This window comes from Salinibacillus aidingensis, from assembly GCF_039522525.1.
Taxonomy (GTDB): domain Bacteria; phylum Bacillota; class Bacilli; order Bacillales; family Alkalibacillaceae; genus Salinibacillus; species Salinibacillus aidingensis.
The window spans coordinates 415,081-436,906 of sequence record NZ_BAAADO010000003.1 but is presented as its reverse complement, the minus strand read 5'-3'; the positions used below and the strand labels follow the sequence as shown (position 1 = coordinate 436,906).

27 protein-coding genes and 1 tRNA gene are annotated in these 21,826 nt (G+C 41.1%); 10 read left to right on the top strand and 18 right to left on the bottom strand.

Going from position 1 to position 21,826, the window contains the following annotated elements; all coding sequences use genetic code 11:
- Positions 1-118: 118 nt before the first annotated feature.
- A complete protein-coding gene (locus ABD006_RS09145; RefSeq protein ID WP_343839952.1) occupies positions 119-685 on the top strand; it encodes a TetR/AcrR family transcriptional regulator in 567 nt (188 codons plus the stop codon).
- Between the two features lie 40 nt (positions 686-725).
- Here ABD006_RS09145 and ABD006_RS09140 read toward each other — a convergent pair whose 3' ends face one another.
- From ABD006_RS09140 to ABD006_RS09115, 6 genes are all read right to left on the bottom strand, one after another.
- Positions 726-1,250: a GNAT family N-acetyltransferase gene (locus ABD006_RS09140; protein WP_343839951.1), complete on the bottom strand. Its 525-nt coding sequence runs from the start codon at positions 1,248-1,250 to the stop codon at positions 726-728.
- 27 nt (positions 1,251-1,277) lie between these two features.
- Positions 1,278-1,460, bottom strand: coding sequence for a hypothetical protein (locus tag ABD006_RS09135; RefSeq protein ID WP_343839950.1), 183 nt, complete (start codon positions 1,458-1,460; stop codon positions 1,278-1,280).
- A gap of 15 nt (positions 1,461-1,475) precedes the next feature.
- Positions 1,476-2,174: an NAD(P)H-dependent oxidoreductase gene (locus ABD006_RS09130; RefSeq protein ID WP_343839948.1), complete on the bottom strand. Its 699-nt coding sequence runs from the start codon at positions 2,172-2,174 to the stop codon at positions 1,476-1,478.
- A gap of 99 nt (positions 2,175-2,273) precedes the next feature.
- The gene (locus ABD006_RS09125) at positions 2,274-2,669 is read right to left on the bottom strand and encodes a DUF4440 domain-containing protein (RefSeq protein ID WP_343839947.1); all 396 of its coding nucleotides are present in this window, start codon (positions 2,667-2,669) and stop codon (positions 2,274-2,276) included.
- Positions 2,670-2,794: 125 nt separating this feature from the next.
- Positions 2,795-4,012 carry a Zn-dependent hydrolase gene (locus tag ABD006_RS09120; RefSeq protein ID WP_343839946.1) on the bottom strand — a complete coding sequence of 406 codons (1,218 nt, stop codon included), beginning with the start codon at positions 4,010-4,012 and terminating at the stop codon, positions 2,795-2,797.
- Entirely contained in the window at positions 3,996-4,706 is a 711-nt protein-coding gene (locus ABD006_RS09115; RefSeq protein WP_343839945.1) for an L-2-amino-thiazoline-4-carboxylic acid hydrolase, read from the bottom strand. Before ABD006_RS09115 ends, ABD006_RS09120 begins: the two co-directional genes overlap by 17 nt.
- Positions 4,707-4,826: 120 nt before the next feature.
- Between ABD006_RS09115 and ABD006_RS09110 the strand changes: the two genes are divergently transcribed.
- A complete protein-coding gene (locus ABD006_RS09110; protein ID WP_343839944.1) occupies positions 4,827-6,290 on the top strand; it encodes a sodium/proline symporter in 1,464 nt (487 codons plus the stop codon).
- Between the two features lie 205 nt (positions 6,291-6,495).
- Here ABD006_RS09110 and ABD006_RS09105 read toward each other — a convergent pair whose 3' ends face one another.
- The gene (locus tag ABD006_RS09105) at positions 6,496-6,678 is read right to left on the bottom strand and encodes a cupin domain-containing protein (RefSeq protein ID WP_343839942.1); all 183 of its coding nucleotides are present in this window, start codon (positions 6,676-6,678) and stop codon (positions 6,496-6,498) included.
- 284 nt (positions 6,679-6,962) lie between these two features.
- On the opposite strand from ABD006_RS09105, the gene ABD006_RS09100 reads away from it, so the two are divergent.
- A complete protein-coding gene (locus tag ABD006_RS09100) occupies positions 6,963-7,103 on the top strand; it encodes a hypothetical protein (protein WP_343839940.1) in 141 nt (46 codons plus the stop codon).
- Between the two features lie 201 nt (positions 7,104-7,304).
- On the opposite strand, the gene ABD006_RS09095 is transcribed toward ABD006_RS09100, so the two are convergent.
- Positions 7,305-7,376: transfer RNA gene (locus ABD006_RS09095), tRNA-Val, on the bottom strand.
- Positions 7,377-7,510: 134 nt separating this feature from the next.
- On the opposite strand from ABD006_RS09095, the gene ABD006_RS09090 reads away from it, so the two are divergent.
- Positions 7,511-7,726: a hypothetical protein gene (locus ABD006_RS09090; protein WP_343839938.1), complete on the top strand. Its 216-nt coding sequence runs from the start codon at positions 7,511-7,513 to the stop codon at positions 7,724-7,726.
- 20 nt (positions 7,727-7,746) lie between these two features.
- Here the strand turns inward: ABD006_RS09090 and ABD006_RS09085 are convergent, their stop codons facing one another.
- From ABD006_RS09085 to ABD006_RS09070, 4 genes are all read right to left on the bottom strand, one after another.
- The gene (locus tag ABD006_RS09085) at positions 7,747-8,196 is read right to left on the bottom strand and encodes an Hsp20/alpha crystallin family protein (protein ID WP_343839936.1); all 450 of its coding nucleotides are present in this window, start codon (positions 8,194-8,196) and stop codon (positions 7,747-7,749) included.
- A gap of 88 nt (positions 8,197-8,284) precedes the next feature.
- A complete protein-coding gene (locus tag ABD006_RS09080) occupies positions 8,285-8,824 on the bottom strand; it encodes a GNAT family N-acetyltransferase (RefSeq protein ID WP_343839934.1) in 540 nt (179 codons plus the stop codon).
- A gap of 264 nt (positions 8,825-9,088) precedes the next feature.
- Positions 9,089-9,448 (bottom strand): VOC family protein, encoded by a 360-nt coding sequence (locus ABD006_RS09075; protein WP_343839932.1) that lies wholly within the window; start codon positions 9,446-9,448, stop codon positions 9,089-9,091.
- A 184-nt stretch (positions 9,449-9,632) separates the two neighbouring features.
- Positions 9,633-10,646 (bottom strand): DUF3231 family protein, encoded by a 1,014-nt coding sequence (locus ABD006_RS09070; protein ID WP_343839930.1) that lies wholly within the window; start codon positions 10,644-10,646, stop codon positions 9,633-9,635.
- Positions 10,647-11,084: 438 nt separating this feature from the next.
- Between ABD006_RS09070 and ABD006_RS09065 the strand changes: the two genes are divergently transcribed.
- Positions 11,085-12,386, top strand: a complete 1,302-nt coding sequence (locus ABD006_RS09065; RefSeq protein WP_343839928.1) for a Glu/Leu/Phe/Val family dehydrogenase — start codon at positions 11,085-11,087, stop codon at positions 12,384-12,386.
- 127 nt (positions 12,387-12,513) lie between these two features.
- Here ABD006_RS09065 and ABD006_RS09060 read toward each other — a convergent pair whose 3' ends face one another.
- Both ABD006_RS09060 and ABD006_RS09055 read right to left on the bottom strand, forming a co-directional pair.
- Entirely contained in the window at positions 12,514-13,938 is a 1,425-nt protein-coding gene (locus ABD006_RS09060; RefSeq protein ID WP_343839926.1) for an aldehyde dehydrogenase family protein, read from the bottom strand.
- A 24-nt stretch (positions 13,939-13,962) separates the two neighbouring features.
- Entirely contained in the window at positions 13,963-15,603 is a 1,641-nt protein-coding gene (locus tag ABD006_RS09055) for an acetolactate synthase large subunit (protein WP_343839922.1), read from the bottom strand.
- A 283-nt stretch (positions 15,604-15,886) separates the two neighbouring features.
- Here ABD006_RS09055 and ABD006_RS09050 point away from each other — a divergent pair, with 283 nt between their 5' ends.
- The 5 genes from ABD006_RS09050 to ABD006_RS18005 all read left to right on the top strand — a co-directional run bounded on the left by ABD006_RS09050 (position 15,887) and on the right by ABD006_RS18005 (position 17,485).
- Complete coding sequence (locus ABD006_RS09050) at positions 15,887-15,973, top strand: YjcZ family sporulation protein (protein ID WP_143060138.1); 87 nt, start codon at positions 15,887-15,889, stop codon at positions 15,971-15,973.
- A 493-nt stretch (positions 15,974-16,466) separates the two neighbouring features.
- Positions 16,467-16,550, top strand: a complete 84-nt coding sequence (locus ABD006_RS09045; protein WP_343840313.1) for a YjcZ family sporulation protein — start codon at positions 16,467-16,469, stop codon at positions 16,548-16,550.
- 85 nt (positions 16,551-16,635) lie between these two features.
- A complete protein-coding gene (locus ABD006_RS09040; protein ID WP_343839920.1) occupies positions 16,636-16,923 on the top strand; it encodes a hypothetical protein in 288 nt (95 codons plus the stop codon).
- Between the two features lie 174 nt (positions 16,924-17,097).
- Complete coding sequence (locus ABD006_RS09035) at positions 17,098-17,199, top strand: YjcZ family sporulation protein (RefSeq protein ID WP_343839918.1); 102 nt, start codon at positions 17,098-17,100, stop codon at positions 17,197-17,199.
- Positions 17,200-17,263: 64 nt separating this feature from the next.
- Positions 17,264-17,485 (top strand): YjcZ family sporulation protein, encoded by a 222-nt coding sequence (locus tag ABD006_RS18005; RefSeq protein WP_425542210.1) that lies wholly within the window; start codon positions 17,264-17,266, stop codon positions 17,483-17,485.
- Between the two features lie 77 nt (positions 17,486-17,562).
- On the opposite strand, the gene ABD006_RS09025 is transcribed toward ABD006_RS18005, so the two are convergent.
- The 4 genes from ABD006_RS09025 to ABD006_RS09010 are packed head-to-tail and all read right to left on the bottom strand — an operon-like array spanning position 17,563 to position 21,805.
- Positions 17,563-18,681, bottom strand: a complete 1,119-nt coding sequence (locus ABD006_RS09025) for a GerAB/ArcD/ProY family transporter (RefSeq protein WP_343839915.1) — start codon at positions 18,679-18,681, stop codon at positions 17,563-17,565.
- Between the two features lie 29 nt (positions 18,682-18,710).
- A complete protein-coding gene (locus ABD006_RS09020) occupies positions 18,711-18,965 on the bottom strand; it encodes a hypothetical protein (protein WP_343839913.1) in 255 nt (84 codons plus the stop codon).
- Positions 18,965-20,179, bottom strand: a complete 1,215-nt coding sequence (locus tag ABD006_RS09015; protein ID WP_343839911.1) for a Ger(x)C family spore germination protein — start codon at positions 20,177-20,179, stop codon at positions 18,965-18,967. Before ABD006_RS09015 ends, ABD006_RS09020 begins: the two co-directional genes overlap by 1 nt.
- Positions 20,180-20,191: 12 nt before the next feature.
- On the bottom strand, positions 20,192-21,805 hold the full coding sequence (locus ABD006_RS09010; RefSeq protein WP_343839909.1) for a spore germination protein: 1,614 nt from the start codon (positions 21,803-21,805) through the stop codon (positions 20,192-20,194).
- Between the last annotated feature and the right edge of the window lie 21 nt (positions 21,806-21,826).

The window sequence follows — 21,826 nt, the reverse complement described above, 5'->3', positions numbered from 1 at the left end:
TTATAATAGACAGTGTGTTGGATAATCAACAAACAGTTTTATAAATTCCGTCAGCTATTCAACACATTTTTCATTTGTGTTGTATTTCACGAAAAATGATTCAAAAGGGGCTAAAACGATGAGTGAAAAATTGGACCGTCGAAAAAAATATACACGTAAAGTATTAAAGGAAAGCTTTATTTCATTACTGGCTGAAAAACCGATAGCTTCCATTACTGTAAAAGAAATCTGCGAAATAGCAGATATTAATCGTTCGACATTCTACACTCACTATTCCGATCATTATGATTTAATGGAAAAAATAGAAGAGGAAATCATTGAGGATTTAAGTGAATACTTAAACAGCTACAGCTTTACCATTGACGAGGAGTCCCTGCAGATGACACAAAAACTGCTGGAATATATCACAAGAAACCAATTTATGTTTCAAACCCTTCTAAGTAAAAACGGGGACCCTACTTTTGAGGAGCGTCTGATGGAAATCGCCCAAAGCTTCATGATAAAAAACTGGGGATCGGCCAATCAGTTAGACGAGCAACAATCCCGTTATTTCAGTACCTTTGTTGTCAGCGGGGCTATTAATGTCATCAAGGATTGGATTGAGGGGAACATGGGAAAGTCCCCTGAAGAAATGGCTGTGATGATTAATCATTTTGCGAATTATGGTGTGTCTTATCTCGAGTAAAGCAATGTGATCTCATTCCCCAACCTCAACGTTTTACTAATCAGGAGTGTTCTGTTCGTTCCTTCCCCATAATCACAAATGGTTCACTCGGCTCATTCGGAAAAAAGGGTTCTTTTATGACCTGCCAGCCCAGCTGTCTATATAAATGCTGTGCAGCATGGTTATTTGCCTGAGTGGTAAGTATAGCTGTTTTATGGTTGATTCCCTCCAACAAATGACTTGCCAACATCCTGCCATAGCCTTGTTTTCGATACAATGGATCAACCAACAGCTCAACAAATTCAAAGCAGTTACAAAACCATTTTTCTTTCTCTTCTGAACGGAACTCCCTGATTAGTAAACTGTTATAATATTGCCCTGGCAGAGATGTGTACCCATAGGCAAAACCGATTATTTCGCCTTCTCTATTTTCAGCAGCTAACCCTTTATACCCCTCATAGGTTGTGTGCTTTAAAAAGTTTTTATAAATAGATTGATGATCCTTTAGTCCCCAAACCTTTTGGTAAAGATTCGCTAACGTATGCATTGTTTTTTCTTCCCCATCTATTTGTATCAAATCTTTCATCCTATCCCTCCATATCCCACTCCACATTTACTCTCCCCATCTTTTCGGGCTCCAGATGGTTCCTTCGATTTCTCCTTCCATCTGGTAAATACGTTTTTCCTGTTCTCTGATCAAGTCCTGGGCCGCTTTGATCAGTGTACGCCGATTATAGTCATCGGTGTTCGTAAATAAGTGCTGTAATTGTTCATGAATCCATGCGTTTTGTTCCATGTTTATCCACCTCTCTTAACGATGATACATCTGATTCAGGACAATTTTTAAATCCTCTATTTCTGATTGATTTTCTTCAATAATGTTTTTCGCATACTCCAATATGTTCTGTTCATCTGTGCCTTCACTGGTGTTAATTACGTCTTCCAGAAGGTCCATCAGCCAATTTTCACGAGTTGCCAGACTGTCATTATTCTCCATCGTAAGCATTTGCCAATAGGGAATCAGAATATCCATTTTCCTGTCATCCTCCGTGTAGACAAATTGGTATATTTCAAACGGAGGAAGATAGTGCATTCCAGTTTTACCCGCCATGGCCTGAAAAGGTTTTGTCAGTTCACTTATGGTAAATTGCTCATTGCCGCCAGCCCGATACTCTTTTTCTGATACGCCAATCATTAAAACTAATCCAAATTCCTTACCCTCCAAGATTCCGCCACGAGGGCCATGGGTCACCCCTTCTTCTAAAACAACATCCTGCCAGTGCTTTAATAAGGGCGGGGAGCTGTACCAGTAGAAAGGAAACTGAAAAATAATTCGATCATGTTCTCTTAGAAGCTCCTGTTCTTTCCTGACATCAATATTCCAGTCAGGATAAAGATTTTCTAAATGGTGAACCGTTATATTGCTGAAATCTTTTATTCCGTTTAGAAAATACTGCTGACTGTAGGACTCGATAATGTCTGGATGTGACACAATTAATAACGTTCGCACGACTGCAACCTCCTCATTACACATAGCTATCCATTACTATTATTGCCTCAGGATTATTAATTATTGGCTAACCCCTTAGATAATAGAGGAAGGAATAAACTAACTTACAGGCTCTTCGGTTTCCCGCACCAGCAGCCATTCACCACTGATCAACTGCCAGTTTTCAATCGTAAACAGCCTCGCCAATATCGTTCCTTCCTTTTCAAGGGTTTGTTCATAGAATACCACAGCATGGCCATGTTCCTTCAACCGAATCACCCTGTTATGAAATTTCTTTTTGGCCCCTGAATGCTGCTGAACGGATTGCTTCATCCCCTGAATCGCCTCTTCCCGATTGAATATCATCGGCTTAGCAGCTCCATTATTAAAAAAAACTACATAATAGTCTTCAGCCATCCTTTCTAATGCTGAAGTATCCCCGGATTGCATAGCTTTGTTCCAATCCAGGAGAAACTGGTCATGCATCTCGGTAAAATTCTTCAGATGTGGCTCCATATTCCGCCCCTCCATTTTCTGTAAAAGATTTACCACTTTTCCTATTCAACAAAAAGAGCTACTCCCCTTCCTGGAGAATAGCTCTTGCTGCAAAAACCTGAATACTTATGATTCATTTCAGGCTGTTACAGACGGTTTAACGTTTTATAAAGGACATTGGCTGCTTGTTCGATATCCTCGTCCAGGGAATATTCCTTAGGATTATGACTGATTCCATTAACAGACCTGACAAAAATCATCCCGACTGGAAAGTTATTTTTAAATTGCATTGCATCGTGACCTGCTCCACTCGGAAGACTTACCACGTTCTCTTCCAGTTCATGGATGCTTTCCTTAATTGCTTTTTGAATATCCTCATCACATAGGACCGGTTCAACACGCTGCAGTTCAGAAATTTGCAAGGATACATTTCTATCATTTGCTATGTTTTGTGCAAAATCTTTTATTTTTTGTTCGATAGAGTTTCTTTCACTTTCATCAATACTTCGGATATCGGCTGTAAACTCCACTTCGCCCGGAATGACATTCACACCGTTTGGCTTCACTGCTACTTTTCCAACGGTTGCTACAGCATCCTGAAACTGATTTGCAATTTTTTCGATCTCCGTTATGATGTGACTGGCAGCTGTAAGTGCATCGTGGCGCTGATCCATCGGTGTAGCTCCTGCATGCTCGGCAAGTCCCTCCAGATGGAATTTAAGCCATAATGGACCGGCAATACCTGTTACATTGCCTACACCTGTATGATTGAATTCCAGGACTTTTCCCTGTTCGATGTGTATTTCCAGATAAGCCTTTATGTTTTCTAATTGTGCCGTGTCAAGATGATCGATTTCCAGACCGTCATCCTTCATCGCCTGTTCGATTGTTATTCCATTCTGATCCTCTCTTTGGAGATCTTCTGTCGTTAAGGTTCCTGCAACGGCCCGACTTCCTATCATCCCAAAGCCAAATCTCGTTCCTTCTTCATCCCTGAAGGAAATAACTTTAACAGGATGCTTCGGTTTTATCCCCTGATCTTTTAACGTATGCATGACTTCAATGGCCGATAAAACGCCTACAGGGCCATCGTATTTTCCCCCGTCAGGTACTGTATCGATATGCGAACCCAGGAGGATGGCCGGCAGATCCTCTGTACCCTCCACAGATCCAATAAGATTGCCAATCGCATCATAATGGACACTTAGTCCGGCCTCTTTCATATAGTCTTCAACCAGTTTATTAGCTTTCTTTTCTTCATCGGTAAATGAAAACCGGTTGATTCCTCCGTTTTCTGTTCTTCCAATCTGGGAAAGTTCCTCAATATGGTTTATTAAACGTTTGCGATTAATCATGGTCTTCATCCTTTAGTTTAAATCGGAAATGACAATTCCCTTCTCTTAAAATATATTGATCATGTTCCACTTCAAAATTCGGGTTAAACCCTTTCGCAACAGCAGGATCAATCATTTGGCAATATAGAATCCCATATTCATGCATGCTGTCGTCCGCCCATTGTTGTCCAAACGGGCACACAGTAAAGTTTTGCTCAATTTCACCTTCTTTGTATTCTGTGGAAAAAGTAAATAATTCACTTCTTGGCATATCATAGTTGGTTAGGTAGTTTTCCCTCGCATTATTTTCTCCATTTGCTCGCGCTCGCTGTGCAATGCCACGCCCCCGTTCTTCGCCAAAGGTTCGAACACCCTCACGAATGGCATCCTTTCCTTTTTCACCGAATTGAGCAACAACGGCTTTGGCAATTTGTGCAAACAGTTTCGCCATTAAAGCATAGATTGTTAGATTTTCATCATAGTTTCGATCTGCACGGTGATTCCTAGGAATATAGCTGAATAGTCTGTGATTGATTCCGTCAACTGTAGCCTGCTTCGCGATTTCTTCAGCATCCTTATATCCAAAATTTTCAACCCCCTGCTCAATGAGTTTCTTACCCTCCTGTCCAAAATCCTGAATGACGGACTTTTCCACATGCGTAAACAGCTTGGCCGTAATCCCGTCCATAGACAATGGTGGTATATTGATTTTTGTTTCATTCATGCTTCTGCACATCCTTTATCATTAATAGATTGACAAACAGTTCTCTCTGCATATATTATATTAAAATCAATAAATACTGTAAAACATATCAGTTTAATAGGATTTAAGGGAGAGGAAATCATGAATTTAACAGCAGACAGTATAATCATTTATGTGGAAATTGCCGTGTATTTACTCATTGTACTGGGAATAGGAATTTACTTCAGCAGAAAAAAACTCAATTCCTCAGAGTACTTTTTGGGCGGGGATAAACTGCCTGGATGGGTATTGGCCTTTTCTGAAAGAGCAACAGCAGAATCCGCCTACATGTTTCTTGGGGCGGTTGGATTTATATACTTAGCAGGTCTTTCCGGGATCTGGCTTTTATCAGGGATGTTCTTTGGTGTTATTTTTTCATGGCTATTTTTATCAAGAAGGTTTATTAATGAAAGAAAAAAATATGATGTGTATACATTACCGGATTATTTTGCGGTGAAATTTCCTGAGCATGCGACCATCATCCGTTTATTATCTGCCATTATAATGGGAGCCTTCTCCCTGTTTTATATTGCCGGGCAGTTTTCCGGGACTGGTAAAACACTGTATTCCATATCCGGAATTGATATTACATGGGGAACAATCATCGTTGCGATTATTGTCATTGCCTATGCATGCATGGGGGGATTTATGTCCGTAGTATGGACGGATGCGGTTCAAAGTGCGTTAATGGTACTGGCATTTATCATTGTGCCTATCGCTGCTTTTATGGAAATCCAGCAAAGTGATTTATCCATCAGTCAATCCCTGGCCTCTATGGGAAATGGAGCTGACCAGTGGTTTGGCGGTCTTTCCGGCCTGGCACTCGGAGCCATGTTATTAACGAACTTCTCGTGGTTCTTCGGGTTTCTTGGAGGACAGCCTCAGCTCAGTTCACGTTTTATGGCGATTAAAAGTGAAAAAGAGTTAAAGACGGCAAAATGGGTGGCCTTTTTCTGGACCATTGTCGTCTATATTGGAGCATTTTTAGTAGGCATTCTGGGATCTGTCCTCTACAAACAGGACACGATTACAGATTCGGAAATGATTCTTCCTTATATGGTTTCTGAATTGCTGCCACCATGGATCGCAGGGATTATCTTTGCTGCAATCCTCGCTGCAATTATGTCGACTGCATCTTCTCAATTGCTGGTGGTTACAACGTCCATTAGTGAAGACATCATCCACAAAACATTTGGAATTAAAGCCAAAGAAAGCACCATTGTTAAAATATCAAGAATAACCGTTATTATTGGCGGAATCCTCGGAATCATTATTTCATTATTATCTGACTCATTTGTCGGGGGTGTGGTCGGCTTTGCCTGGGCAGGAATCGGTAATACATTTTCAGTCGTCGTTCTTTTGACATTCTTTTGGAAGAAAACTTCCGGAATTGGAGTCATTGCGACCATCATAACAGGCTTTTTCAGTGCAATTATCTGGACACTGTCCCCGCTGGAGGCTGTAGTGTCAGCCAGGGCAGGAACCTTCTTTGTCTGTCTGATTGTTGGAGTTGTATTCAGCTTAGTATTTCCAGATAAGAAGGCCGTTCAACAGGCTGCCAGCTAACTTAATTAATCATTCGAATCCTATTTTTATGAAGCAGCAAGGGCACAAAGTCATTTTCAGATTTCGTTGCCCTTGCTATTTATTATTTATCCCTCTTCTTCATTTCCTGAAAGTTTTTCCTGAAAGTTCTCGTATCTCACTTAACACCGGCAGCTCCGTCAGTTCCTCTTCCGTTACCCTTTTTTACTCAAATTTACATATAGACTTATAAAGGGTGTTGACTATTATTTTGAACGGAAAGCATTTCGTCTTCTTCAATATCCAGGATGTCATTTTCGTTTATTTCTGTTTCTGTGTCATCCGTGATGAAGAGTCCTGATCCGTTAAGCACATGTATAAATAAATTCATACCTGGATGCTTATGAGGCGGCAGCTCCTGTCCCGGCAAAAAGTTTTATACAAAAGCATTATGTCCGTTCTTTTTATAAACCATCTTTTTGGTAAACCGATTCTCTTTAAATTTTGTAAAATTGTCCAAGGACTTCTTTTCCATTTTTATAAAACCTTCTTAAATGATCCTCACTTTCCTGTCCCCTGCAAATTAAAATATCTTCCTGTAATTAAAGTTTGATTCCTGAATTGATCTTTATAAAATTTCCTGTCATCACAACCATAGCACAGCCTCTCCAAATATTCGTTGATATAAATCACATGGATTGGAGGGGAAGCTCTATGGGTCAGCAAAAGGACAATAATAAAACCAGCTTTTTCGATGTAGAACGCATGATTAATGAAGGTCTGGGTGGTGGAATGATAGACTCATTGAACAAGGAATTACAATTGGAAGCAGCAGAGGAAGGGGAAGCCAAATAAAGTGAAACTTCCATCAGTGAGGGTTTTCTCCATCCCCCACTGATGGTTAGTTGAACTTATCAGGAATTTACTGGGCGTTTATCCCCCTCTTAGTCTTGATTGGGTTACCCTCAAGACTTGAAGTGGGGGTATTACGGCCAGTTAATACGTGATAAAAACACCCTCATCCATAGCGTTTATGGATGAGGGTATCTTTCGCAGTGACTCCGAGTGGTTTCGAACCACCGACCCCTTGCCTGTCAAGCAAGTGCTCTCCCACTGAGCTACGGAGTCCTATGTAGTTATTTATATCGACAAAAATAAATATAACTTGTTTTTATATTATTGTCAATACGTTTGAAATCATTGGTTACCTGCATCTTACTCTACTCGGATTTGTAAGCCTGTTTATAGTCACTCTTTATTTTATGCTGAACCTGATTGAGGCTAACCGTTCAAAACGCTTGAGACTATGGATTTTCCTGGCAGGCTTCCTGCTGAATGAAGGACTTCTTTTTCTGCAAAGTCTGTTTGGATGGCTGGGATATGGAGTGCTCCCCCTATACAATGAAGGGTTCCTGACTGCAAGTGTGCTGTTATTAATTGGAATCTTGGGACTGTCCCCACATGCTTTAAAGCGTTAAAGGGTTGAGCATTTTTCTGCTCAACCTTCTATGTCTATATAGCCTGTATGCGGATTTCTTTTTGGAATCTTTATTTTAAGGTGCCCATCTTTAAAGGATGCGTACGTGTCTTCTTCTGAAATGGGAAATGGGAGAGCAATACTCCTTTCCATCCGCTGAAATGTTTGCTGCTGATGGATATAGGAGGTTTGATCATTTTTTTCTTCAAAAACACTTGAATCCTCTACGGCGATTTTTAACTGATGGCCATTTGGTCTGACATAAATCTGTTCTTTTTTATAACCGGATAAATCAGCCTCAATAACCACGTGGGTTTGATCCTCGTACATGTCAACCTGAAACGAATTCGGCTGAAGCAGGCTATCAAAATTTTTCATCGACTCCTGGAAAAACTGATCCATCTGCTGCATCAGATTTTCAAATGGTGAATCATTCAGACGCTTTGGGCGATATTTTCGATTTGAACCCATCCTCCACCACTCCCTTCCTTTTTTTACTACTAAACTATGCGGGAAGGATGGTGAGTTCATGGGCACATGGAAAAATAGGCACGAAGCATTATGTAATCTGTTTAACCTTAGACCACTCATATTCCAGCATACTCATTTCATAGATACTCCAGTAACGACCTCCATTTTGTACGACCTCTCTCCGTAAGCCTTCTTTTACAAAACCACACTTTTCATAGCAGGCAATGGCTGATTCATTGAAATCAAATACTCCCAGACTTACTCGATGTAGTTCAAGCTCATCAAAGGCAATTTTTAAAATTTCCCTGATCATCTGCTGGCCGATTCCTTTTCCCCGCATCTGCTTATCTCCTACGAGCACCTTGCTTACTCTGGCCGATTTTGTCTTTTTATTAATTTGCTTTAATGCAATATGTCCGACGACCTTCCCTGTTTCCTGCTCGATGACTTTATATGCCATTGTATCGGCATCCTTATGATTCGCATTTTTTATGTATTCTTCCAGCTGTCCTTCATCTAGCGGAAAATCAAAATGGGGACCCCCCCACTGCAGCATAAATGCCGGCGACTCTATCCACTCAATCAACTGCTTAAAATCTGATCGCTCAAAGTGCTCTAATTCAATCATTTGCAACCCCTCCAGTCATTGTTGAATTTTATAAAGTAAAACTTCCATCAGTGTGGGGGTTCTTCATCCCCCACTGATGGTTAGTTGAACTTATCAGGAATCTACTGGCCGTTTATCCCCCGCTTAGTCTTGTTGGGATACTCTCAAGACTTGAAGTAGGGGTATTACGGCCAGTTAATGCGTGATAAAAAAGACTTACTCCTGACAGTGACCGTTCCATACCATCCATCTTTTTATACATTTGCTCATATGTATTCTATTTAACTAGTGAACTTCAAATAACTCTAATCGGTGACCATCGGGATCATGAAAAACGGCTATCGTCCCCCAATCAAACGACAACTCTCTGTTCGAAAACGGAACCCCTTTTCCTTCCAGCTGCAGGACCGTTTCCTTAAGATTATCTACATTAAAACGAATAACGGCAGGATTCTGTTCTCTTGTTTTTTCCTGATTCGCGGACACACCTCCCTGTTCGACCATCAAATATCCCTGTGGCAGATTAAAAATAACGAGTGAGTCTTTTACTGTTCTTACTTCCAGCTGTAATTGATCCCTGTAGAAGGACACACATTCATCATAGTTTTCTACAAAAAGAATGAAGCCAAATTCCTGAAAATTCATGATAAACTCCTTCATTAAAATTTTTAAGGAAGTGATGTTTTTGCACGGTACATGGTACTTACCTCAGAATGATTGCATCCATTATTTTAACATATAGATATAGGAATTTTATCATTTTTCTGAATGATTTGTGAGATTGCTTAAAACAAGAAAAAAAGACCGCCACCCTGGCGATCTTTTCCTGTTATTCTGACTGATCTCGTTTTGTATAATCCGTTAAGGGCGGCTGCTCCATCCAGCCGTGGTCAATCATGATATTGGCCCCATCCTCGACAAATAAAGAAACATCTAAAAGAAATTTTGCGTACATTCCGCCAATATCACGCCGGCCGTTAAGGGATGCCCCATTGGCATAGGTCCGTACTTTCATCGAGAACATATCAATTTTGTGATAGAGCATCAGTTTATCAGAGAATGGAGCGGTAGTTGAATTGGTCACCAGATGATCAATGGATTTTGGTGTCGGGATTTTTTCCTCCTCCAGCTTTTTCTTATACGTTCCGATATGTCTATCATTTATATTTTTTCCTCTTAAAAAATATCTTCTTACTTTCTCACGGTTGGCTGTCTGACTAAAGCCAATCAGCAATGCTTTACTGGTCATGTCGTTGTTTATATTGTCATAAATGTGTGCTGTCTCTAATCCGTGTAATGGTCTGATATCTCCAAACATACCGTTCAGGAAGCTCTGTCTATGGACAAAATCTACTTGATCAGGGGGACTTGATACAGGAGGATTTATTAAGAAACCCTTTTTTTGTAAAACATCATTCACTTCTGAAATAAGCTTTATGGTTGAATCGAGGGTCTGGATAAAAAAGTCACGGATATCTGTTCTCGTCAACAAAGGTATGCCTGCATTATAAATACTTAACCCTGCTTTTCCTGTATACTGAAGATAATAAAGATAAAAGACATCTTCAAATAACCTTGGAGCATCTAAATTCACATCATCCTCCGTAAACCCTTTGGGCACCGGAAAATGACTTTCTTTGTAGAAAATCTGAATCTGATTGACGATTTGCTCACTTAAGCGTAACGCATGCTGCAAAACCTTTTTAATATCCGGATCCTCCACATGACGAAGATAATACTTCAGAACACAAATGGCCATCGTATTTCCGGTATATGTAGCCCACATTTTTCCCATTTCAGTTGGTGTCAAATTTTGGTTCTCTTCTGTTGATCTTTTTCTCATAGTTCACAACCTCTAAGTTCAGTTAAATTTTAGTTAAATTTTAGTTAACGTTTATCGAAGCGCGTATTTTGTCTTTTAGATAATAAAATCGGTCTCTGAAAAATAACATCATATTTCTTCTTAAATAATAGAACCAGTAGGTAAGCTTTTTTATTCTGAAGCCCAGAATAATGATAAGTACCATAAAAATTATCATCCAGATAAAAAATTTCCTCATACCAATCCCCCCTTAATTATTCATTAATGTAATGAAGGTACTAAACATAAAACCATTTTTATTATTCTCAGGAGGGAATTTAATTATTCATGTTTGGGACTGTCCCCACATTTATTAACGCGTTAACGCTTTAAAGGGTGTGGGGACAGTCCCAAACCATACATAAAAACGCAGGAACGAGGGACTTTACTAATAGGGATAAAATGTTTGGAGGTATGAACATGAAGGAACAGCATAAGCCGGAAGCTGATATTACCACTCATCATAAAAATCCATATGACATTGTGAAAGATCTTATTAAAGAGTCCGTCTCAAATCTCGGGTTGAATGAAAATGTTTATCATATATTGAAAAAACCGATGCGTGTAATGGAGGTATCGGTACCTGTCCGTATGGATAATGGAGAAATCCAAAATTTTACCGGATATCGTTCTCAGCACAATGATGTCCTGGGTCCAACCAAAGGCGGGATTCGTTTCCATCCATCTGTAACCTTGGATGAGGTCAAGGCGCTTTCCATTTGGATGTCGATGAAGTCAGCAATTCTGGATATCCCGTTTGGCGGTGGTAAAGGTGGCGTGATTGTAGATCCTAATGAGTTAAATGAGCGGGAACTTGAAGAGCTCAGTCGCTCTTATATCCGCTCCATCACTCCCGTTATTGGCCCCCAGAAGGATATTCCGGCACCTGATGTCAACACCAATCCGGAAGTTATGGGCTGGATGATGGATGAATTTGACAAATTAAGAGGGTATAATATTCCGGGCATTTTAACGGGGAAGCCTCTTATCATTGGTGGTTCTCAGGGGCGTATCGCTGCTACCGGACGTGGAGTTGTGTTTACTATCCGTGAAGCTGCCCGCCATCTGAATTTAGATTTGACAGAGGCAACTGCAGCCATTCAGGGATTTGGAAATGTGGGGAGTATGACGGCAAAATTTTTGCATCAGCTTGGAGTGAAAATTGTAGCAGTTACAGATGCCAAAGGTGGAATTTATAATAAAAACGGCCTGGATATTCCGAAATTACTGGAGTTTGTTAATAAAGGAAATATCGCATCCAATTATACAGAAGCCGATTCAATGAGCAATGAAGAAATGTTTGCCCTTCCCGTCGATGTACTCATTCCTGCTGCGATTGAAAACCAGGTTACAAAAGAAACAGCACCGAAAATTCAGGCTCGAATTCTGGCTGAAGCTGCAAATGGTCCCACAACCCCGGAAGGTGACAAAATTTTAGAGGAAAAAGAAATCTTTGTCATACCTGATATCCTTTGTAATGCTGGCGGGGTCACGGTCTCCTACTTTGAATGGGTACAAAATGCGATGAACTATTACTGGAAAGAGGATGAGGTTAATAAACAGCTGGAAGAACGGATGGTTGAAGGATTTAACAGAGTCCTGGAAATTCAGAAACAAAAAAAATCCCGCATGCGTGATGCCGCTTATACAACTGCGATTAAACACCTGGTTGAGGCTTTCCATGCACGTGGATGGGTAAAGGAACGTATGGATGTGGAATGATACGATATTAGACATTAATCCCCCGTTTGGCCAGCCGGGGTTATTTTTGAAACTGTCACTGATGTAAAAAATTCAGCACTGAACCAACTCACGCAATTTAAAAGGGCTGCACAAGGCAGCCCTTTCTTTATTGCTCCAGTTTTACGCCGATAAATTTTAATTCTGTCATATCTTCAATCGCGTATTTAACCCCTTCCCGGCCAAACCCGCTCTTCTTAACCCCGCCATAGGGAATATTATCCTGGCGATAGGTGGAGATTTCGTTGATCCATACGCCGCCCATTTCCAGTTTTTCAGCTACACGGAAGGCGCGGTTAATGTCTTTCGTGAACACGCCTGCCTGCAGACCGTAAATGGAGTTGTTGGAAAACCTCACAGCCTCTTCTTCAGTATCAAATGGAATAATGGATACAATCGGTGCGAAAACCTCTTCAGCAATCACTTTCATATTTTCATCCACATCTGTCATAATGGTAGGTTTAAGGATAGCTCCGTTCCGTTCACCCCCGGCAGCAATGGTAGCGCCTTTTTCAGCCGCATCATCAATCCACTGCTTAGCACGTTCAGCCTCCTTTTCATTAATCATTGGACCTACATCCGTTCCCTCTTCAGCAGGATCCCCTACTTTCAACGATTCTGTCAGGCTTACATACTCTTTGAGGAACTGATCATACACTTCTTTTTGTACGTAAATTCGCTGAGCTGAAATACAAACCTGACCCGAGAAAGCAAAGGCTCCGGTTACTAAGCTCTTCACTGCCTGATCCAGGTCTGCATCCGAAAAAATAATATTAGGGGAGTTGGAACCCAGTTCAAGAGTGACCTTTTTAAACCCGGCTGATTCTTTAATGGAGCGTCCGACCGGCAGACTTCCTGTAAAGGATATTTTATGGATTTTATCGTGCTTTACGAGTGGATCGCCCACTTCCTTGCCGGTTCCCATGACTAAATTTAATGCACTTTCAGGAAGTCCTGCCTCATGAAAGAGCTTCGTTAATTTATAGGCGGAAATCGGTGTTTTTTCGGCCGGTTTAAAAATCACTGCATTTCCGGCTGCCAGCGCTGGTGCCAATTTATGAAGGGATAAGTTTAATGGAAAATTAAAGGGAGTAATAGCCGCTACTACCCCAAGCGGATCCCGCTTGGCAAAGCCCATTCTTCCGTTTCCGCCAACTGCTGCATCCATAGGAATAACTTCACCAGTAATGTCTTTCGCTTTTTCGTAAGCAAATCTCAGAACTTGAATGGCACGATGCACTTCACCGCGACTGGCACTAATCGGTTTTCCGGCTTCCTTAACGACGGTCTGGGCAAATTCCTCCGTTCGCTCCTCCAGTAAATCAGCCGTTTTTCGCAAAATATCGGCACGTTCATGCGCAGGCATTTTTTTCATCGTGTCATGAAAGGCTTTATAGGAATCATCAATGGCCTCATTTAGCTCCTGCTCTGTAGCGAGTGCGATGTCATCGATTTTTTCTCCTGAATAAGGGTTGTGAATAGGCATAGTGTTTTCACTTGTAAGCTCTTTGCCGTTAATAATGGAACCAATCAATGTTTTTTCCTCCTCTATTGGAAGCTAACAAATGATGTTTCCCAGCTTTTCAGTTAGCTTCATATTTTCGCGGTAATCAACTGGGCAATCAATGAAAACAGGTTGATTTAAAGAAACGGCTTTTTCTAATGATGACTGTAAATCTTCTGCTTTTTCAATCTTCATAAATTCAAAGCCGTATGATTTTGCCAAAAGCTCGTAATCCGGGTTACCGAATTTGATATAGGAAGCCCGGTCGAATTTTTTGTTCTGATGCCATTCAATTAAACCGTAGCCTTCATCCCTCCACATCAGCACAACAATGGGGAGATTCAGTCGCTTGGCTGTTTCCATTTCAGCTCCGGTCATTTGAAAAGAACCATCTCCACAAACAGCGACGACATTTCTTTCAGGGTGCACCATTTTGGCCGCAATCGCACTCGGAACAGCAACACCCATAGAGGCAAGGCCATTTGAAATTAAGCAGGTGTTCGTTTCATACGTATGATACATCCTTGCCATCCACATTTTGTGAGCCCCGACATCTGAGATCGCGATGTCCTGTTCATTTAAAACGGAGCGTAAATCAGCAATAATTTTTTGCGGCTTTACAGGAAAACCTGAATCCTGTTTGTACATTTCCAATTCGTTTAAGGCCTGTTTTCGAACATTCATAACCCAATCATTGTTTCTGCCAGTCTTGGATAAGGCCTGCTGAAGTTTGTCCAAATTGAGTTTTAAATCACCCAACACATTTAAAGCAACAGGGTAGTGTTTATCGGTTTCCGCCTCTTCGGTATCAATGTGCAAAATAGGGGTCTTCCTTTCGGGGTTCCAATTTTTTGGCGGGTATTCGGCAATATCAAAACCAATCGTAATGATTAAATCTGCTCCTGTAAACCCGCAAGTAATATAATCCTGTCCTCCAATTCCAGCTGTCATAAGACTTAGATCATCCTTCCAGGAAAGAGCCCCCTTTCCCATAAACGAATGTACCACAGGAATCTCGGTTTTCTCTATTAGTTTGCCTAATTCTTCCTTTGCCTGTTGTCTTGTAATTCCGTTTCCAGCAAGGATGAGAGGGTGTTCTGCTTTTTCAATCAGGGAAGCCGCTTCCTGAATCATCTGAGTACCAGCTGTGGTGTGTGGACGTTCGGTCGGTTCAAGTGGATGTGCTTCAATTTCCATTTCCGCTATATCCTCTGGTAAATCAATATGGGTCGCTCCCCATTTCTCCTGACCAGCAACCTGAAATGCCTTTCGAACGACTTCAGGAGTGATTTCACCTTTTTTAATCTGTGCATTCCATTTTGTTACCGGTTTGTACATGGATATTAAATCGTAGTGCTGATGAGATATTTTATGATGACGATCCAGTCCAGCCTGTCCGGTAATCGCAACGAGTGGGCAGTGATCCATATTCGCATTGGCTACACCTGTAAGAAGGTTGGTCGCACCAGGGCCCAGGGTTGCGAGACAGACACCTGGTTTACCAGTCAGCCTGCCATAAGCTCCTGCCATAAAAGCTGCACTTGTCTCATGTCTGGTTACGATAAACTCAATATTTGAGTCATTGAAAGCATCCATTAAATCTATATTTTCCTCACCTGGAACACCAAACACATACTCCACACCCTCCTGCTCCAGGCATTTTACAAATAACTCCGCAACCTTCACGTGGCTCATCCTTTCTTTTTGTGGGGACAGTCCCCACATTTGCTACCGCGTTAACGCGGTGAAGGGGTGAGGGACTGTCCCCAAAAAGAGTTCTGAATTTCCTTATTTTAGTTTGCTCGAGTGGGTGGGGAATATGCGCCGGGACTGTCCCCACATGCTTTAAACCGATAAAGTATTAATTTTTTTCGGATCTGGGTGTTTGCCCTGAACACTTTTCTTTCTGCTACATAGGGTGGGAGTAGAAATAGTTCATGAGGCTATTTCAAACTAACCAACGGAGGGATGCTTCATTATGTCATTCGGTTACAACAACGGATTTGCGTTAATTGTAGTGCTGTTTATCCTACTCATTATTGTTGGGGCAGCTTATGTTGGTTAATAAATGATAGATAATCATATGTTTTGAACCGAGGCCACCTGAATAGGTGGCCTCTTATATTTTTGTAGAAAGTGAAACTTCCATCAGTGGGGGTTTTCTTATCCCATACTGATGGTTAGTTGAACTTATAATGAATTTACTGGCCGTTTATCCCCAACTTAGTTTTGTTGGGGTATCCTCAAGACTTGAAGTGAGGCTATTACGGCCAGTTAATGCGTGATAAAAAAAGGTTCTCCGCCTGCTCTCCTTTTTCATTGTTTCACTTGATATCCGTCTCTGGAAAGCTCATTAGAATCTTACTTAACGTTGTATTAAGTTATGGCGGAAATTTTTTCATCGACCAAAGTGTTTTAACTCAGTCTTACTTAAAAAGTTTTTAAAAAATCCTCTTATCCTGGTTATGTGTCCTATACACAAAAATACCAGGTACATACGTTGACTGTAGAGATAGTTAATCAGACTATTTCAGAAAGTTAACAAGGAGGGATCTGTTGTGTCACATCGTTATTCAGGCGGTTTTGCGCTGATTGTTGTTTTATTTATTCTGCTTATCATCGTAGGAGCTGCTTGTGTATAAAGCTTAACAGGCTTAACAATAGATCCATTTCAGTACGTACAGCATTTGAATGAGACATGACTTTATCATATTTAGGAGGGGAATTATGTACGATCAACAACCACCTTTTTTACCTCAGCCACATGAACCTGTATATGAAAATGATGAACGAATCTGGGGAGGATTTGCAGTCCCATTTTTAACTGGCGCAGCTGCAGGCGCAGTTTTTGACGACTTTTTCGGTCCAGGTTACGGGTACGGACCAGGACCAGGACCAGGATTTGGTTACGGATATGGGCCTGGATTCGGCTACGGGTATGGCAGACCACGTCCAGGCTTCGGATACGGTCCACGTCCGCGTCCTCGTCCCGGGTTCGGCTATCATCCTTGGTAAGGGATGGAAAAAGTAATGACTGGGAAAGGATTGATTCTTTTCCAGTCATTACTCACTCATAAATTTCGTCATTCTCATGCATTAGCCTATACAGACATTTTCCCTAATTCATAGGGTATTAGTGTAATGGTTGAATGAACCATGATAAGCCAAAAATTTGGAGGGATATGAATCATGTCACACGGATATACAGGTGGATTCGCTTTGATTGTCGTACTGTTTATTTTGCTAATTATCGTCGGCGCAGGTAGTGCTGGCTTTGGATACGGTTACTAATCGTCTCTTTTAAATAAATGAGCGGTTGATACATTCTTAAAAAGGAGGAGTTCTCATGTCACACATGTACGGATATAACCAGAATGTTGCCGGAGCACATGACTTTGGCGGACCAGGTTTTGGAGGACCTGGCGTCGGCGGAATGCATCATGGATTTGCAGGACCAGACTACTGCTATTATGACCATGGTGGATTTGGCCACGGCTTCCGCGGAGGCTTCGCGCTTATTGTAGTACTGTTCATCCTATTAATTATTATCGGAGCTACCGTTGTTAATTACGATTAATAAATCCCAAAAAAGGCCGCCTGAAAACAGGCGGCCTTTTTTGGGACTGTCCCCACATCCTTTAAAGCGTTAAAGTGCTATTTCCTCTTTTTTCGCTTTTTCTTTTTTTTATTTTTTTTCCGGAGTCGGGCTACGATAATTAACAGGACCGGCAGCACAATTCCAAATGTACCTGCAAGAGGCGCAAGATCATGGGCCAGAAAGTTTTGATAGGCAATCATATTGGGAGCCAGGTACACGCCCGCAATCAGAATCAGGAACGCCAGTGGAGTAGATAAAACTTTTGGTGACCTTAACTGAAACAAATGACTCATACCCAGTGACAAAACATAAAAATTGATGGATATCTTAAAAAATATCGTAAAAAACCATGCAATAGCCACTAATATTTCGATTCTCTCAAGAAACTGTATACCACTTATTTTTTTCCCGAGGATATAGGTCGGATAGACATTACGCGCACTAAAATCAGGCCCAAGCACCAGTAATGACATTAAAGTAACGGCAAATAACAGAAATGAGCCGATTCCAACACCTATGTAAAAGGCTTTTCTCCCTGGTCCGATCCGATTAACGTACGGTAATAAGGCCAAAAAAACAACTAATTCAAAATAGGGTGTGCCCAGTGTAGGAAAAACCGTTAAAAAAGCACCCTCAATATTATTTACCAATACTGGCTGTATGTTTTTAAAATCTGCCTGTGGTGCCACAAAAATAATCAGGAGCATCAGCGAGGTGAATGCGTATGGAAAAAAGATTTCACTTGTTCGTCCTATAACCTCAATTCCAAGTTTAATAGCATATAGACTGGTTAATACAAAAATGAGCATAATCACCTGAATGGGTGTCTCCACCATTACCTGTGTTGTGATGAAGTCCCCGATCTGCCTTAAATTTTTTCCTGATACGATATAGACAAAGGTAAGAAATAGGACGGTAACGCTTTTTCCTATCCATTTTCCAAAAACGTATTCAAACAGTTCAAAAAGATTTTTATTTTTATTGATCCGGTTCACCTGATTCAGTAAAAAAACAATCATTAAGCCTATAAGAGTAGTTAGGATTATAGTTATCCAGGCATTTTCCTGTGCATATGTTGAAATAGTGGACGGGATGGCAATAATTGATGTCCCCAGTGAATACATGACGACTAATACTGTAAACTGGCGTGCGTCAATTTTGCCTTTTTCAATCATAACCATCCCTCCTCACGTCAAAGTATCCTTTAATTCATTTTATAGCTCTGGTGCTGATCAAGTCTCTGATTAAACGATTCAAAAATTGGGTGGTAAATTTCCCCTATTCCGTGGACCACATAAGGAATCTGCACATCCAATATATGAAGCATGAGCAGACCTAAACTAATGGCAAAAAAAGCCATGTAAACCCGGCGCTCCCGTTTCTTACCAGTCTTTACCGATGAATAATCAATCTTAAATACAATAACTGCAGCGACAAGCAGCGAAATCACCTTAAGCATTACTGATCACCCTGTTTTTTCCCGGAAATGTCTTTCATAAACGGCTGGGTTATCGTTCCGGTCCTTCTTATTTTCACATCCACTTTCACATCCACTTCTAAATCTTGAACAAATGTTTCCTCCCAATTTTTCTGAATCTTTTTCCACTTCTTTGGGTTCGAGCGGCTAAGCACCTCTCCAAAGCCAAATATATCCGCTTCTAGTTCCTGTGCCCTTTTCACACTGGCTTTTATTACATTTTTCGCTTCATTCTCCATTTTTTTTTCATATTTTTTTATTGTCTTCTGATTCGTAAAATCAATGCTGCAGGATACATCAGCGATATTGGCTTCTGACGTAAACTTGATTTTCATTTTCGGTTTATTGCCCTTAATCGTTCCTTTCAGTTCTGTAGAATTTTTAAATGCCTCAACTGATAATTCCCCATTTTTTCCACAAGGAACGACTCCGGTAGTATTTTGAATATTGTTTGTAATGATGTTAAACCCTCTGCTTTGATCCTCATCCAGCCAGCCCACCAATTTATCATTTTGAAAGACACCAAGACCACTGGACTTAATGGAGGCATAAGGAGGGACATTCTGTACGTTTTCAAGATTTTGACCCAGGTTCACATCCCCTAATATGACTAATTCAGTCAGAACCGCCTCTTTCCCCTTTGATGTCATGGAAGCAATCAGTTCATCAAGCTGGACTACCTTTGTTGGGGCCCAGAAATTATGTGAAGACTTTAAAGTGGAAAAGATTTTGTTCGCCGGAATCTTTTCTATAGGGGTTAAAATGTTGATAATGTCTTCTGCATCATAATTTCGAGCAATCGCAAAGTTAAAATCCGTTCTCATTTCGTGATCACGGGAGATAAAATCGAGGCTGTCGCCAATCCCCTGTTTTGCATATTCCTCACCAAAAATAATCATTCGAATATGGCTCAAATAAAGCTTCCTTGGGGCCAATGTCGTTAACCGCCGGATGGTTTCAAATAAGGTCTGTCCAGTGGATGTAAAAGTGGTGACAGCTGTTCGTGTGGTAAACGTTTGACCGGCATTCTCACTTGGATTAATCACCTGAGCCGTTACTTTTATATCTTCCCCTTCCTTATCGATCCCGAGTGCGGTAACAATAGCAATATCTGTTAATTCTCTGGAACTCCAGCAGCCCGAAATGCTCAGAGCTACTATTAAACATAAGCCAATTCCCTGAAGCTTTTTGATCATAAGCATAATCTCCTATTGATCATTCTTGTTGTTCGGAGGCCTTGGAGATGAAGTATTACCCCGGACAACATTCTTTTTGTTAATCAGCTTCTGCCTTTCTCCCATTTTCCAAAAAGGCAGACGTAAAAGGACATCCTTCTGATCACTGGCAATGAACGGTCCCATAGGCGCAAGATATGGAATCCCAAAGGAGCGTAAACTGGATAAATGCAAAATTAAGATAATCAATCCTAAAATAATCCCAATGAGACCAAACACTGCAGCTACCATCATGAAGCCAAAACGAATGATTCGTATGGAAATCGTCATATTGAAAGCAGGTGTGACAAAACTGCTGATTGCGGTTAAGGCCACAACAATGACCATTGCCGAGGATACTATCCCTGCTTCAACAGCGGCCTGACCTATCACTAGAGCTCCAACGACCTGTATAGCAGAACCAACGGCTTTGGGCATTCTTGTTCCTGCTTCTCTTAAAATTTCAAAAGTAACCTCCATCATGAAGGCTTCAACAAACGCCGGAAAGGGAACCCCCTCTCTCTGGGCAGCCAGACTGATCAGCAATGGGGTAGGAATCATTTCCTGATGAAACGTGGTTAATGCAATATAAGCAGATGGGGTTAATAAAGCGAGAAAAAAACAGAGAAATCGAAGCAGGCGCATTAACGATCCGATATCCGATCGCTGATAATAATCTTCAGTTGCCTGAAAATAATGAATAAATACGGTAGGTGCCAATAATGCAAATGGTGTCCCATCTACTAAAATAGCTATCCTCCCCTCCAGCAGACCTGCACAAATACTATCCGGCCGCTCAGTATTATACAAGGTTGGAAAAGGGGTAAACGTTTCATCCTGAATCAGTTCTTCTATGTAACCACTTTCGAGAATTCCGTCGATATTAATCTTATCCAGCCTGCGATGGACCTCTTGAACAATATCATCATTGGCGACTCCATTTATATAGCAGACGGCAACATCAGTGTTTGATTTCTTTCCGATTTTTTTCGATTCAATCCAAAGATTCGGATCCTTAATTCTTCTCCGTATAAGACTCGTGTTTGTCCATAATACTTCGGTAAAACCCTCTTTGGGCCCGCGGACTACCGGCTGTGATGAGGGTTCTTCAACGCTTCGGCTCTCATAGCCCGGGGAAGAAATCGCCAACCCTATCATAAATCCGTTTAATAAGAGGACAGTGTTCCCTGATAAAATTTCCTCATAAACCGTTTGATAATCCGTAAGTTCTCTTATGTCACTCGTGGCTAAGGAACGATCCTTCATTTGGGTTAAGATATCTTTCATTTCAAGAGGGTTCTGTCCCTGGTCAGACACACGGATATCCACCATTAAGGTTTCCATGATGAAGTTCTGAACAAAATTTTTATCCACGAGTCCATCTGTATAAATTACCGCTGCCTGAACAGGATAATCGGTTCCAATTTGAAATAAACGAGTGACAAGATCGGAACTGTTTCCCATCCCGTTTTGGATATACTGTACATCGTTATTGACTGCACCCGTCAGTGGCTGTTGATGATTGGAGGAGGTTTGCTGCTGAGCTTTCTTTGATTTCGCAGATTTTGATTTAGACTTTCCCATTAAACTTCGAAACTTCTTCTTCATACCCCAAACCTCCACGACACG

What these genes read in the sequence shown, in the direction of transcription:
- ABD006_RS09035 (WP_343839918.1), top strand. Translation starts at nt 17,098, where the DNA reads ATGTCACACGGATATACAGGTGGATTCGCTTTGATTGTCGTACTGTTT.
- ABD006_RS09010 (WP_343839909.1), bottom strand. Translation starts at nt 21,805, where the DNA reads ATGAAGAAGAAGTTTCGAAGTTTAATGGGAAAGTCTAAATCAAAATCT.
- ABD006_RS09110 (WP_343839944.1), top strand. Translation starts at nt 4,827, where the DNA reads ATGAATTTAACAGCAGACAGTATAATCATTTATGTGGAAATTGCCGTG.
- ABD006_RS09115 (WP_343839945.1), bottom strand. Translation starts at nt 4,706, where the DNA reads ATGAATGAAACAAAAATCAATATACCACCATTGTCTATGGACGGGATT.
- ABD006_RS09020 (WP_343839913.1), bottom strand. Translation starts at nt 18,965, where the DNA reads ATGCTTAAGGTGATTTCGCTGCTTGTCGCTGCAGTTATTGTATTTAAG.
- ABD006_RS09100 (WP_343839940.1), top strand. Translation starts at nt 6,963, where the DNA reads ATGGGTCAGCAAAAGGACAATAATAAAACCAGCTTTTTCGATGTAGAA.
- ABD006_RS09040 (WP_343839920.1), top strand. Translation starts at nt 16,636, where the DNA reads ATGTACGATCAACAACCACCTTTTTTACCTCAGCCACATGAACCTGTA.
- ABD006_RS09050 (WP_143060138.1), top strand. Translation starts at nt 15,887, where the DNA reads ATGTCATTCGGTTACAACAACGGATTTGCGTTAATTGTAGTGCTGTTT.
- ABD006_RS09070 (WP_343839930.1), bottom strand. Translation starts at nt 10,646, where the DNA reads ATGAGAAAAAGATCAACAGAAGAGAACCAAAATTTGACACCAACTGAA.
- ABD006_RS09135 (WP_343839950.1), bottom strand. Translation starts at nt 1,460, where the DNA reads ATGGAACAAAACGCATGGATTCATGAACAATTACAGCACTTATTTACG.
- ABD006_RS09055 (WP_343839922.1), bottom strand. Translation starts at nt 15,603, where the DNA reads ATGAGCCACGTGAAGGTTGCGGAGTTATTTGTAAAATGCCTGGAGCAG.
- ABD006_RS09015 (WP_343839911.1), bottom strand. Translation starts at nt 20,179, where the DNA reads ATGATCAAAAAGCTTCAGGGAATTGGCTTATGTTTAATAGTAGCTCTG.
- ABD006_RS09065 (WP_343839928.1), top strand. Translation starts at nt 11,085, where the DNA reads ATGAAGGAACAGCATAAGCCGGAAGCTGATATTACCACTCATCATAAA.
- ABD006_RS09125 (WP_343839947.1), bottom strand. Translation starts at nt 2,669, where the DNA reads ATGGAGCCACATCTGAAGAATTTTACCGAGATGCATGACCAGTTTCTC.
- ABD006_RS09075 (WP_343839932.1), bottom strand. Translation starts at nt 9,448, where the DNA reads ATGAATTTTCAGGAATTTGGCTTCATTCTTTTTGTAGAAAACTATGAT.
- ABD006_RS09145 (WP_343839952.1), top strand. Translation starts at nt 119, where the DNA reads ATGAGTGAAAAATTGGACCGTCGAAAAAAATATACACGTAAAGTATTA.
- ABD006_RS09025 (WP_343839915.1), bottom strand. Translation starts at nt 18,681, where the DNA reads ATGATTGAAAAAGGCAAAATTGACGCACGCCAGTTTACAGTATTAGTC.
- ABD006_RS18005 (WP_425542210.1), top strand. Translation starts at nt 17,264, where the DNA reads ATGTACGGATATAACCAGAATGTTGCCGGAGCACATGACTTTGGCGGA.
- ABD006_RS09140 (WP_343839951.1), bottom strand. Translation starts at nt 1,250, where the DNA reads ATGAAAGATTTGATACAAATAGATGGGGAAGAAAAAACAATGCATACG.
- ABD006_RS09090 (WP_343839938.1), top strand. Translation starts at nt 7,511, where the DNA reads ATGCTGAACCTGATTGAGGCTAACCGTTCAAAACGCTTGAGACTATGG.
- ABD006_RS09120 (WP_343839946.1), bottom strand. Translation starts at nt 4,012, where the DNA reads ATGAAGACCATGATTAATCGCAAACGTTTAATAAACCATATTGAGGAA.
- ABD006_RS09085 (WP_343839936.1), bottom strand. Translation starts at nt 8,196, where the DNA reads ATGGGTTCAAATCGAAAATATCGCCCAAAGCGTCTGAATGATTCACCA.
- ABD006_RS09080 (WP_343839934.1), bottom strand. Translation starts at nt 8,824, where the DNA reads ATGATTGAATTAGAGCACTTTGAGCGATCAGATTTTAAGCAGTTGATT.